The 13,505-nt window shown below is 35.2% G+C and carries 9 protein-coding genes and 1 tRNA gene; 7 read left to right on the top strand and 3 right to left on the bottom strand.

Annotated features, from left to right (window positions below; genetic code table 11):
• The first annotated feature begins 111 nt into the window (after window positions 1-111).
• From DMP02_RS04650 to DMP02_RS04630, 5 genes are all read left to right on the top strand, one after another.
• Entirely contained in the window at window positions 112-2,655 is a 2,544-nt protein-coding gene (locus DMP02_RS04650; RefSeq protein ID WP_126322900.1) for an HAD-IIIC family phosphatase, read from the top strand.
• Window positions 2,652-3,383: a condensation domain-containing protein gene (locus DMP02_RS04645; RefSeq protein ID WP_126322899.1), complete on the top strand. Its 732-nt coding sequence runs from the start codon at window positions 2,652-2,654 to the stop codon at window positions 3,381-3,383. The genes DMP02_RS04650 and DMP02_RS04645 overlap by 4 nt, the downstream gene beginning before the upstream one ends.
• 51 nt (window positions 3,384-3,434) lie before the next feature.
• On the top strand, window positions 3,435-3,680 hold the full coding sequence (locus tag DMP02_RS04640; RefSeq protein WP_126322898.1) for a hypothetical protein: 246 nt from the start codon (window positions 3,435-3,437) through the stop codon (window positions 3,678-3,680).
• Window positions 3,681-3,712: 32 nt separating this feature from the next.
• Window positions 3,713-6,526, top strand: coding sequence for an AMP-binding protein (locus DMP02_RS04635; RefSeq protein ID WP_126322897.1), 2,814 nt, complete (start codon window positions 3,713-3,715; stop codon window positions 6,524-6,526).
• Window positions 6,527-6,678: 152 nt separating this feature from the next.
• Window positions 6,679-8,943, top strand: a complete 2,265-nt coding sequence (locus DMP02_RS04630) for an ATP-binding protein (protein WP_172593981.1) — start codon at window positions 6,679-6,681, stop codon at window positions 8,941-8,943.
• Between the two features lie 49 nt (window positions 8,944-8,992).
• On the opposite strand, the gene DMP02_RS07385 is transcribed toward DMP02_RS04630, so the two are convergent.
• Window positions 8,993-9,175, bottom strand: a complete 183-nt coding sequence (locus tag DMP02_RS07385) for a transposase (protein ID WP_232019623.1) — start codon at window positions 9,173-9,175, stop codon at window positions 8,993-8,995.
• Window positions 9,176-9,253: 78 nt separating this feature from the next.
• A complete protein-coding gene (locus tag DMP02_RS04625) occupies window positions 9,254-9,928 on the bottom strand; it encodes an Rpn family recombination-promoting nuclease/putative transposase (protein WP_232019622.1) in 675 nt (224 codons plus the stop codon).
• 321 nt (window positions 9,929-10,249) lie between these two features.
• On the opposite strand from DMP02_RS04625, the gene DMP02_RS04620 reads away from it, so the two are divergent.
• Entirely contained in the window at window positions 10,250-10,615 is a 366-nt protein-coding gene (locus DMP02_RS04620; RefSeq protein ID WP_232019621.1) for a terminase small subunit, read from the top strand.
• Between the two features lie 190 nt (window positions 10,616-10,805).
• Here DMP02_RS04620 and DMP02_RS04615 read toward each other — a convergent pair.
• Window positions 10,806-10,881, bottom strand: a tRNA-Phe gene (locus DMP02_RS04615).
• 259 nt (window positions 10,882-11,140) lie between these two features.
• Here DMP02_RS04615 and DMP02_RS04610 point away from each other — a divergent pair.
• Entirely contained in the window at window positions 11,141-13,420 is a 2,280-nt protein-coding gene (locus DMP02_RS04610; protein ID WP_126322895.1) for a hypothetical protein, read from the top strand.
• Window positions 13,421-13,505 lie beyond the last annotated feature (85 nt).

Raw genomic sequence — 13,505 nt, 5'->3', positions numbered from 1 at the left:
TACTTCTTTTTATTCCTTATTTCAGGCTAAAAAATTAATCAGTAGTTAATTTTTAAAGTTAAAGAGATGAATTAAAAAGTCGATAAAAATTTTAAATAAAAAAAAGAAAATATGATTATTTTATCTTCGTTTAATTCTGACTATTTGAGAAATCCACTTCAATTTTTAATTGACCAATTTATGGAGGATGAAAAAGTTGTCGTTAATTATGGAAATATTATCACTTCTTTATTAGCGCTAAAAAAGGATAAAGAGAATCAAATAGTTACTGTCCTGTTTAGATTGACTGATTTAGTAAATTATACTGCAGGCGCAATGGATCTACTTCAAAAAAACTTACAATTAGTGATAGACACGGTTGATACAGTAAAGCGTCGATTATCGGCTCGTGTTATGGTGGTTTTATGTCCAAGTTTAGAATCTGGCTTACCTAACTTACAGCCGTTAGAAAAAAGCTTTTATGAAGCAATGCAAGAAAAAGCTATTCCGTTTATTAAGGTAGCGGATATTCAATCTTATTACTCTCTTACATCAATTGAAAATAAAGTTGGTAAAGAAACCCATATACCTTACACCCCAGAATTTTATATCGCTTTGTCCTGCGCTATAGTTAGAAAATTACATAATCTAATCAGTAAGCCTTATAAAGTTATTGCAATAGATTGTGATGATACTTTATGGCAAGGCGTTGTGGGTGATATAGGCGCAAAAAATGTAGAATTTAAGAAGCATCATCATTCACTACACGAGCTTTTAATTAAGCTAAACGAAGCGGGTATAGTTATTTGTGTGATTAGTAAAAACGATCCGCAAAATGTCTACGATGTTTTTGAGAAAAGATTCGGCGATATAAAGCTGAAGCGTGAAATTTTCGCAAAACTTAAGATTAATTGGCAATTAAAATCCCAAAATATATACGAATTATCAAAGGAGCTTGGTTTAGGAGTAGATAGTTTTGTATTTATCGATGATTCACGTTTTGAGCTTGAAGAAGTTAGACGCAATTTACCAGAAGTTTTATGTATTAAAGCGCCTCAAAATGAAGAAGAGTTTTTTGCTTTACAAGATAATTGGGTTTTCGATGCTAAAGTTACTAGCACTGAAGATGCCAATAGAACAAAGTTATATAAAGAAGATGAAAAGCGACAGGATTATCAATCTAATTTTAGTAATTATATTCAGTTTTTACAAGCGATTAATTTATCTATTCTGATTGATGAAGTTAAAGAAAATCAAGAGGAAACGATTAAAAGAATTAGTATCTTATCAGCTAAAACAAATCAGTTTAATTTGTTTCCTTTGCTCCAAGATATTGCTGATATAAAAAACAGTTTAAAAGATAATAAGATTATTTTTAATGCTAGAGCGAGTGATGATTTTGGGGATTATGGTCTTATTGCGGTCGCTTTTTGTCACATTCAAGATAAAAGTTTATTAGTGGATAGCTTTTTTGTCAGTTGTAGAGCTTTTAAAAAAGGCATTGAATATCATTTTATTAAACACATCGCGCAATACGCAGTTGACCGATCATTAGATAAAATTGATCTGCGTTTTAAAAAAACTGAGAAAAATAAAGTAGCGCAATCCTTTGTTAGCTTGTTATTACAGAAATGTAATATTCCTTTTGGATATATCTACCAGGCAGCGTTAGGCGAAGAAACTAATATCATTTTCTCATCTGCCCAACTCGCTATATTGGATGTTAATAATTTATTAGAGAGTCAAAACGGCACGCATGATGAGGAAATAGTTCCCAATTCTGTTGTAAAAAAACACAGCTACGGTGATCTTTTTAATAAAAATGATTACTTAACTAAGCTACAGAGGTTGACAAGATCATTAGATTTTCTTTTAGATAAATTTTTCTTTGATGAGAGGAAACTCTTAAGTTTAACTACGATTGAGTCTAAAGTATTTACACTTTGTCATTATTTATTGGGTGATGTACAAAACGATATAGCACTTATTCATCTTGGTTTAGACTCATTAAAAGCAACTGAGTTAAGCTACTATTTATTTCAAATTACGGATATCGATGTTTCTATTACACTATTGCTGGATAGAGCGACTACATTGCAGACGTTAATTTCTTATATTGGACAACAAAAATACTCAGGTGATCAAGGGTTTGGCACTGATCAAGAAGATAGCCTAGAGGAGATCGATGACAAATTGAGTGTTTCAAAATATGATATTAAAAAAGAAGACGATAGTGGAGAAAGTAGCCTGGATAGTTTAGAGTGTGTTGTTAAAAAAACAGCAGCGTCCGATTATAGCTTAGATAGCCTAGCACCTTCTAAATTCAGCCAAATAATGAGTACTTCATTTCAACAAAAAAGGATATGGCTTGCTGAAAAAAAAGAAATAAACCACGACAATCCTTCCTCTAATTATATAATGGTTGCTTGTTTTTCAATTAGTAACTTGCAGATTCCTCGTTTTAAGCAGGCTTGTGAGCGGCTTATAAAGCGACACGATGCGTTTGGCTGTTCTTTTGTTATGCGAGATAAAGAATTGGTACAAACTATTTTGCCAGCCGAAGACAGACAGACTTTTTTTGAAGTGATCCCTGTTCAAGATGAATTGTCTGTAGAAGCGGCTATTTTAAAAAAAGCTAAAGAAAGTTTTTTAATGAGTGATGAACCTTTAAAGTGATCCCTGTTCAAGATGAATTGTCTGTAGAAGCGGCTATTTTAAAAAAAGCTAAAGAAAGTTTTTTAATGAGTGATGAACCTTTAATTCGTTTTTCTATTTTTGATTCTGGTGAAGACCGTAAATTCTATATTTTGATGCGTATTCATCATGGAATTTTTGATGCTATCTCTTTACAAAACACAGTTTCAGAGTTATCTGTCTTGTATCAAGAGCAAAGCTCAGCGATTGATTTGAACCATTCTGCAAAATATCAGTATAGTGATTTTATTAATTATCAAAATAATGTTTATTATTCTGAAAAATATCAAGCGACTGCGACTGAGCATTGGTCAACTATTTTATCCTCTTTGAACTTAACGACAGAATTTCCCTATGATAAAGCCTCTAATTTTTTAAGTCTTACTTCAGAGCATCCTTGCAAACGACATAATTTTTCTATTTCACAGAAAGATTTTCTAAGACTGAAACAATTGGCTCAAGCTACTAAAACTACTACTTTTAACCTGCTTAATTCAATGTTTAGTATTTTAGTCTCTGCTTATTCTTATGAGGATAAAATAGGGATTATAACGGCTACGAATGGTAGAAATTCTCCAGCGTTCCATAAGGTCGTAGGATTTTTTGTTAATTTAATGGTTTTACCCTTTGATCTAGAAAAAAATATTTCCTTTTTTGATTATGCAATAAAAAATTATCAGGTTTTTTTAGATAGTCTTAGTTTTCAATAACTTGCTTTTGAAACAATCCAAAAAATTGCTCAAAAGCAAGGCATTACTAATGTGTTAATTAATCCTGCTTTGATTTATCAGAGTTATAAACCATCAGAATTGGTGTTGGATGGTGAGCAGGCTGTTTTAGAAATTCCTAAAAAGCCTATTTTATATGATCTAAGAGAAACGTGTCGATTTGGGGCATTTAGTTTGTTTTTGCAAGAAGGAAGCAAAGAGATAAATTGCCTGGTTGAATATTCAGAGTCATTGTACAGCGATGCATTTATTCAACGTATAGCGGATAATTTTATTTAATTAATAATATTTGTCAGGATCCGTATCAAAAATTGCATGATATCAGTTGTGTTTCAAAAAAAGAGCAAGCTGAATTACTCAGCTTTAGTAAGGGACCTGTACATCATTATCATGAAGATTTAGTTTCTGTTTTTGAGCAACAGGTTTTTAATTATCCCGATTCTATCGCTATTTCGCATACTGAAATGCGGCTTACTTATAGAGAGCTTGATCAGTTATCAACAGGTTTAGCAAATCATTTAGCAAAAGAAGGGGTGGGTGCCACTGAGCCAGTGGGGTTATATTTTGAAAAAGCGTACTTATTTTTTATAGCAGAACTGGCATTGTTAAAATTAGGTGCTGTTTTTGTTCCTTTATCTAAGGCGGATCCGGTAGAACGTTTAAACTTTATTATTCAGGATGCCAAAATAAACCATGTTGTTTCAGATCTTAATTTTTCCATTAAACCTGAGTCACAGGTACAGTTTATAAAAATTAGCAAACAAGCATTAGAAGAGATGGCAGTGCAGGAGGAAGCGCGCTTATTAGTTCCTGCTTCATTAGATAGTAGAGTATGTATTCTTTATACTTCAGGGTCTACCGGTGTCCCTAAAGGAGTTACTTTGAAACAGAAAGGGATTATCCGTGTTGTGAAATCTGCAAACTACATCCAAGTCGATCATCAAGATAAAGTTGCGCAAGCTGCAAATTTAGCGTTTGATGCCGCGCAATTGGAATGTTGGCTAGCTTGGGCGAATGGTGCTGCCTTAGTTATTATCGATAAAGACGTACTGCTCGATTATAAACTTTTTGACGAAAAACTTTTAGCTGAAAATGTGACGATTCTCTGGTTAACGGCGGCACTATTTCATCAGTATGCTTATACTAAACCAACGGTTTTTAGTAATTTGAAATATTTATTAGCGGGCGGGGATGCTGTAGAGAAAAAAGCAATGCAGGAGGTTTTTTCTTGTTCAAATAATAACGCACTGAATCTTATAATAGGATATGGACCAACAGAAGCAAGTATCTTTGCCACAACTTGCCGAGTCACCGCCGATATATTCAATGATTTTTCCTCCATTCCTATCGGCAGGCCTGTCAATAACACAGAGATTCGCTTACTAGATCGGTTTAAAAAATTGGCGCCTCTGGGGGCAAAAGCACATTTAGCCATAGGCGGTGATTCATTAACAGAAGGTTACCTGCGTAATCCTAAATTACAGAAAGAGCGTTTTGTAATTTGCCCTGAGTTATTACCATCAACATTATATTTATCGGGCGACCAAGTGAGGTTGACTAGAATCGATAATCCACAGTTGCTTTTTTGTGGCAGAATGGATGGTGAACAACTGAAAAGAGTGGGTGTTTTAGTTTCTTTGCCTGAGATTGAAGCCGCTTTAATGTCTCATCCAGCGGTGAAGCAAGCAGCACTGTTAACAAAAGAGCTTGGTTCTGGAAAAAAACAGCTGATTGCTTTTTATATTAGACATAAAGATACACCTATTTTGGACAATAAGATTTTTTCTGACTATTTAAGCAGCAAATTGCCGCCCTTTATGTTTCCTGATTTTTATCAGGAATTGAATCGGTTTCCTACAACAGCGAATGGTAAATTAGATAAAAAAGCATTACTTTCATATAAATTGGATTTCGCTACAAGAAATTCCCCTGTAGTATTAACAGATAGCCAGAGGAAAATAGCTAATTTATTTAGAGATGTGCTTTCATTGCCCCCCATGGCTGAATATGAAATAGGTTTAGATGATAGTTTCTTTAATTGTGGCGGTACTTCAATATTAACTGTGCAATTGATTTATGAAATTGAACAACTATTTGGTGTTAGGCTGTCATTTAATTTACTGCGTCAAAACTCTTCAATCCGCGCTATTGATCAGATACTAAACTTACCAGTGGCTTGTTCTAACTTGGAACAAAATTCTTCTTTGATTCTTTTTCAACAAGGTGAAAAAACATTGGCACCCGTAGGTTTTATACATCCAGCGGGCGGCGCGCTATATTGTTATGAAGAATTAATGAAAAAAACAAGGTTGAATAATACTTTTTTTGGTATAGAGGATCCGGTATTGTCTCACGGAATACGGCAAAATTTAAGCCTTGAAGAAATGGCTAAAAGCTATCTTTTACAAATAGAGGATAAAATTAAGCAACCGTTTATTTTATCGGGTTATTCATTTGGTGGTATGTTAGCGTTAGAGATGGCTGCTCAATTAGAGGAAAGGAAAGTAAATAACTTAATCGGGGTGATTTTACTTGACACCTGGGTCGTTTCTTGTGCGAGCGAATCCATCAAATGTCAATTGAAGCAAGAGGTTTTAAACTACTATTCGCAAGTGAGAGATAAGATAGGTGAAACCAGAAAGCACCTTATGGATCAGCTAGAACAACGCTATCGCTATTTACAAGATCTAGGGTTTGCTTTCAAGCCTAAAAAACTTGAGAATACACGAGTTATTTTACTGAAGGCCACTCTATTAGGAAGCGCATTTGAGCATATGGCCGGCGAAAGCAAAAATAATTACTTATTAGATTTTGTGGATGATAATAAATTCCATCGTGCGCCTATACAGGGAACTCATTATTCTATTCTGGAGGAAGAGTACGTTGATAGCACAGCCAAGGTTTTTTCTGAGCAAGTGATGAAATTACAAAAAAATGAATTTGATACCGTAAATACAGATAGAAAAGAGCTATTAGATTTTTTTGTATCAGAAAAAAATATTGTGAACGATGTTATTAATTCTACAAATACAGATAGAAAAGGGCCATTAGGTTTCTTTGCGCTAGAAAAAAGTGGTGTGAACGGTATTATTAATTCTACTGTTTCTCATACGTGTACATTATAAATTAACAGTTTTATTTTGTGTCGCATTAACGCGTTTAAATTTTTATAAAAAAAATTATGGCTTTAAATATATTAAATTTATTATCCTATTCTATTTATTGGGTTCAAAAGGATACAAAGGCTTTTTTGGGTTGTAATCGATATTTTCTTACTATGCATAATGATATTGTGGAAAACGAAGTAGTAGGAAAATCGATTGATACTATATTCTCAGGCAACTATTTAAATTTAATAAAGCACTTATTGGAAAAAAATATTGGGGATACAAAAAAATCGGTTGTTTATTTTGATAACTTGGATCGCTCAAAGGCAGCGCTATTTATCCAGTATACAGGTTCATTATCTGAAGATATTGGGGTATTTAGCGAAATAGCTCTGGAGGAGAAGAATTTAGATAAAGCTTTATGGAAGGAAAAAGAAACGTTACTGACTTATCTCAACAATATAGTGGATTATGTTCCGGCAAGTATCTATTGGAAGGATAAAAACTCCCTTATCCTAGGCGGAAGCCAATTACATGCTGAACTTACTGGATGTTCTGATAGAAAAGAGGCGGTGGGGAAAAGTGATTATGAGTTTATTTGGAAAGAACAGGCTGAACGAATTATAGAAAATGATAAATTTGTCATGAGTAGTAACCAGACTTCTATCTTTGAAGAAACAGCTAAATTGAGAGATGGAAATTTACATACTTTTTTGACAAGAAAATCACCTCTCAAAGGGAAAACAAGTAAAACGATAGGGGTGTTGGGTGTTTCACTCGATATTACAGAGCTTAAAGAGACTCAAGCAAAACTTGAAATTTCCTTAAAAAAAGCAGAAGTAGCCAATCAAGCTAAAACCGAATTTTTAGAAAACATGCGTCATGACATCAGAACACCCTTATCTGGCATTGTGGGTTGCGCTCGTTTGATTCAAACGCAATCAAATAATCCAAGGAAAGTAGAAGAATATGCGATAGACCTTGTAGACTCAAGCAATGCTTTATTGGAATTTCTGAATAAAATTTTAGAAAGTATACAAGTAGCAACGGGAGAAATTCCGCTTTTAAGGCAGAAGTTTAGCTTATATAAAATATTAGAACAGGTTATACGCTTAAACAAACCGCAGGCGGATGTAAAAAACCTTAATTTATATTTTGATTATGACAAGAATATTTCTCCGTATGTGCTGGGTGATTCCATACGACTACAACGTATTGTGCTAGAGTTGGTGACAAATGCGTTAAAATATACAAATAAAGGCGAAATTATAGTCAGCGCACGTTTAATAGAGAAGAAGAAACGTGAGCTGATCATTGAGTTGCGTGTCAGTGATACAGGGATAGGTATTCCTAGAGATAAACATCATGAGATTTATACTCGCTTTACCCGCTTAACGCCTTCATATCAGGGTATTTATTCAGGGACGGGATTGGGATTATCAGTGGTTAAGCAATTTGTTGATGACTTAAAAGGCGAGATTCAGCTGGATAGCCAACCCAATCGGGGCTCAACCTTTATGTGCTTCATTCCTTTGCAAGAATCGTTATCCCCAGCCAGCAATGAAAGTGAAATAGAAAAGACTTTATCGTTTGCAAAAGGTATTCATATACTCACTAAAAAAACGAGCCAGGCGCCTGCACCGCAAGCAATACCTGTGACGACAGGAAGTCGCGTGTTAGTGGTTGTTGAAGATAACCCTATCGCTGCCAGAGTAGCACAGGGTGCTCTGTTGGAGCTAAATTGCCAAACGGATATCGCTCCGGATGGAAAAATGGCCTTAAACTTAGTAGAAAGAAATTATTATGATCTTATATTAATGGATATTGGCTTACCGGATGGAGATGGTTGTGATGTGACACGTCGTATTCGTTTAAAACAATGGCAGAGTAATCCATCGGTGCCCATTATTGGATTAACAGCACATACGGTTAAAGAAAAGAAGAAGCGTTGTCTTGAAAATGGCATGAATGCGATCTACAGCAAACCATTAACCCCCGAGAAAGCGGCAGAGATACTCAGTGTGTTTTTATCGCATTCACAATCTTCTATTTTAAAAGAAAATCGCGATGAGCTTCCCTATGATTTACAATCATTTCCTCTTTTAGATAAAGAGAAGGCATTAAAACTATTGGGTGATAAAGAAACACTTTATGAATTGTTGGAATTACTAGAAAGTAGTTTGGAAAAAGAAATAGTGGAGCTAAAACAATATCATCAGGACAAGGATTGGCAAGGTATAGGAAAGATGGCGCATAAATGGAAAGGTGGCGCAGGTTATTGTGGCGCGAATCGTTTAGAACAAATATGCACAGAAATCGGAACGGTATTACGAGCAGAATCGCTTGAGGAATCTGAAATACTTTATCAAGTGTTACTCCAAGTGGTAGAAGAAACTAAGGAAGCAGCCAAGAAGATTATAACGTCTGATAAGTAGATCATTAAAGCAATGCAGCTTCCAGTTTCAAGAAATCCATTTTGTGAATTTAGTGCTTATTGACTAAATCCATAACCTCATTTTTAGATAAGCTGGTTAATCTTTGGACAGCTTGCGGGGACATGCCTTCTTCAACTAATAGTCTTTTAGCAACTGACAAAACACCTTCGTGTCGCCCTTCTTCTCGGCCTTGTTGTAAGGCTTCTTGTTTTAATTGTTGAGCAAAAGTCATAATAACCTCTTTTTCCCCTGGGAAAGCTTGTATCAGTTCTTGGATAAGGTGTTGAGCGGCTTGCGGCTCACTATCATCCTAACTGGTATTTACTATGTAGTTTAACATATCCGTGAGATAGGAAATATTAAGCTGTTTGATTATATTTTGTACAAGATGGTTTTGTAGCATTTTTCTCATAATAGACAAGAAGTTTTTATCTCGTTGGTGCTTAAATAGCATTTCCATAAGGGCAGCAAGTCCATGCTGGCTAATTTCATCATCTGATAGGACAGTGAGGTCTATGAGCTTAAAAGGCTTAAAAGCTACTTTTCTGGCAAATTCTGGGTCTGCAAAGTTATCGTAAAGGTCGGTCGAATGTGGATAGGGTGACACTTCACCATGGTAAATGCATAACGGTAAAATAATAGGTAGTTTTTTGTTTCCTTGTTGAAGATGTTCATAGCTGAGAGAGACAATATAGTGTAATAAACGAAAGGCCATTAATTCATCTTTAGCCGTTGACTCATGTTCTACTAGGAAAAATAGGTAGCCTGATGTTTGATTAATTTCACATTTATAAATGATGTCGCTGTGGATCTCTTTAAGCTCTGGGACAATAAAGCTTTTTTCAGTGAGCTGAAGCGTATGAATGTCTATAGATTTATAAATAGTTTGCGGTAGATAGGCTTTTAAGAAGTCTATTGCTATCTTTTTTTCCTTTAGATTTCGCTTGAAAAATTTATCGTGAGGGTGGTGAATGGCAATCGTCACTTCTTCTTTTCCTTATTTTTGTAGTTAAGAAGTAATTACTTTAAGTCTATTAAAACTATAAAAAATTAGATTACAAACCAGAAATTATTCACCATTATTTATGGTCTTTAGGCGATAGGTTGGAAATTACCACTAGTATGTTTGAAGGCTTAATAGATGTATTTCTTAAGATAAGAGAGCTAGTTTGCTTATACTAATTTGACCTCAATTGAGCGTAATAGTTTTTGATTAATAAAGGGATTAAATATCTTATCAAAAGTATTTTATAAGATATAATTGTATTAATTCTAGACAATTAATGACCCATTATGGTCTACGAAGATGGCTAACGAAACCCGTTTACCCAATGGACTTACGCAGCGTCAGTTTGTTTTCTATAACCTATTAATAGAACAAATGGATGAGACGGGTAAAATGGACGCTAAGCAAGCAGCAATAAAGGCAGGGTTTTCTTCAGCCAATGCTTCACGGATAGCTACTCGTCTTTTAAAAAAACCAGAGGGTCAAGCCTACTTAAAATCGCGCCAAGTAAAATCTACCCATTCTGCAATTGCTACGATGGAATGGGTGATGGAAAAGCTGGCATTGGTAGTTCGGGCTGGTATTTCTGACGATGGTACGATCAATAGTAAGTTCTTAAGAGATTCTTTACGTGCACTTTCTGAGATTAGGCTATTATGCCCCTGAGAAGAAATTTCATCTCAATATGACAATGGATGATATCCAAGAAGCTAGAGCAAGAGAATTGACTGTAAAATATACTAGATAATATTGATTGTTCAGTGTTACTTAGTCTAAAAATTAGTGCTGATTACGACACCTGCATGACACGCATTTTTTAATATTTTCTTAAATCTTTATAAGTCATTGAATTTCCTGGTGGCCGAAGGTGGAATCGAACCACCGACACAAAGATTTTCAGTCTTCTGCTCTACCGACTGAGCTATTCGGCCCGATAGGGGAGGTAGATTGTAATCAATCTCTTCAAATTTAGCAATTATCTTATATTTATTGCCTTTTTTCATAGGATTAATCGTCAACCGAGGCGCCTAGCTATAGTGAATGGGCATTACCCTGAGTAGCGTTTAGATCATATATTTGTCCTACACGTTTGTCCTGGCGTTCGCTTCGTGGTTATTATTTTAATAGTCCCTTAACGTTAGGATGATATAACTTAAGCTAATCCATATCCAACAATAATAATATCAAAAAATGCTAAACCCATTTGATTTTATAAGTGGAAAGAGGGCTCTCCAAGCGAGGAAAGAGGCCTATAAAAAAGTATTTCTTAACAATTTAGAGCAATTTAAGCTCGATATTAATTATCCATTATTAGCTATAAGTGAGTATCAGGATGCAGTACAACGCTATTCCTCATCATGGCTTGTGGGCTTAGAGGAAGAATTTAAGCTCAGTTCGTTAATTCCTACGTTGAAAGAGCAATATGCTGAGAAAATCATTAGTTTAACAAAAAACCTAAATACATTGGGCGAAATGGCTGAGAAACAGCAGATAGGCTCTGAAGAGGTGCTGATAGCTTATCAAAAAATATTGAATGATGAGTTGTCAGATATAAAAAACATGGTTGCTGAATTTTTTCAGCAAGTAGATAAAGATATTAACAAACTGCTAGGTTTTCTGAGCAGTGTTTCGTTTAAACAGAGTGACTCATTTTTTGATGCGACTAAGTGGATTAAAAGAAATATTCAGCTCGATCTGTTGAGTATACAAAATGATAGTTTAGCATCACCTTACTGGTTACTTGATGTACTGTCTGAGCTGGCAGCTTCTGAAGAATTGCCTCAAGCCATTAAGCAACAATTAGCTGATATATGTAAACAGATAGTTTTGCCTAAAAATGCTAAATTTATGCTGGTTAGCTTAAATGCAGCTTTTAATACGATGCCTAATCGACTTAGCGAAATAGGGTGCAATGAGAAGGCTTCTATAACAGCGCGTATACAGGGTTTGCTGCGTTTTTTAGATGAAAAATCAGTTAGTCCCCTTGAACATTATTTAATGACGGCACAAGATTATTTTAGTTTGCTGCTAAGGTTAGATAGGGATGATCCAACTTTCGTCAATTATATAGAAGAACACCTCGCAGCAGAGCAGCTGCTCGGTCATCTTTTAGCTAGGTTTAAAAGGGATGAGCTAGCATCATTGATAAAATTAAAGCAAATCCATAGGGCAGTGTTAGATAGAGAGCTAAAAACCCTCAACGAAATTAATCATGAGGTAGGTGAGAGTGAGCCGCTGAATAACCTCATTGATGAATATAATGCCAGGGTACGGGCAATGGAGCGGCATTTTGCAACAAATACGCTAAGCGATTATTTTAAATTAAGCGCTTTTTCTGATATATCAAATTATTACCTTATTATTTTAGAAACGATTAAGCTGCATTCTGCAGAAATAAGAAAAAAAGCGGCGGAATATAGATTAGTAGAACTCATTTTTAAAGACGCGAGTTGGCTGAACAAAGTCGAAATTGATTTTTTCTTTAAGGAAATAAAAGATCCGGATTCCCGAAAAAATTTAGTAGAAAGTCTTACTGAGAAGGCTTTTCATCTTTTAGGGAAGATGCCAGCCGGCAAATTTGGTGTTTATATAGAAAATTTATTGCGAGTTGCTGAGGCAGAAGAAACCCCATTACCATCCTCTGAACAGCCGGATTATTTTTTTCTATTTAAGAAAGAACTGAGAGATTCTATTCGAGGAAAGCACCTCAAGGGTTTTATTAAACAACATCCTGAAAAAATAGCTGACTATTTGCAGGATATGCATGGCAGACGTGATTGTGGCCCATTCAGTTTATTAAGCGGTTATCTAAATTATTGTGATGTTAGTCAGCTCGAGATACTGGGTAAAAAGAGACGAGATTTAGAATTGATTACTAAACGTATGATCTCTACTAAACAGCTTTTGGATTTACAAAATAAATCCCATGAAGGTTCATTATGGGAAATTTGCGAATGGTTCCATCAGGTTGACACCTATAAACAGCATTTACCTTTATTCACCTCACGACAAGATAAAAATTGGTTTTTCAACACCATGGATAGCATTAGTTTCCTCAAGAGTGCTATCGATAGCATTCCTGAGGAAGAAAAAAATACGAGGGCAAGCTTCTTTTTCGTCAATAGCGATGTGAGGAATAAAAAACGGGAAGCGCTTGATCGGTTAAAAGAACAATTGAAAACATTGCCTAATCTCATTGATGTTCAAGCAATGGATGAGAGAATTAAAAATTGGGAAGCTGAATTTGGGACGGTTATCGATAAGCAGCGATACCGATTTTATTTGCTAGTATGGGTGATGATTTACCAGCTTGTTATGTACTATCTCTCAGGTCAAAGCGTTGAAACTAAATCTCGTTATTGTGTTGAACTTTTAAAAGATCGTCTTCATCAGGCGATGGCTGCTATGCAATCCCATGTTCAGAAGGAGATAACAGATATACCGTCTTTGGCTAGAGAATTGACCCCCTAAGGGGAATAGCTGAGACTGCGTGTTGCTTGGGTCTGCTGTTTATTTTCTTAGCTTTAAATTCCAGAGGACATGCTGTATTATTTCG

The organism is Candidatus Rickettsiella viridis (genome assembly GCF_003966755.1).
Taxonomy (GTDB): Bacteria; Pseudomonadota; Gammaproteobacteria; order Diplorickettsiales; family Diplorickettsiaceae; genus Rickettsiella_B; species Rickettsiella_B viridis.
Note: the sequence above shows the minus strand (reverse complement) of the source record. Positions and strands in the feature narration are given on the sequence as shown.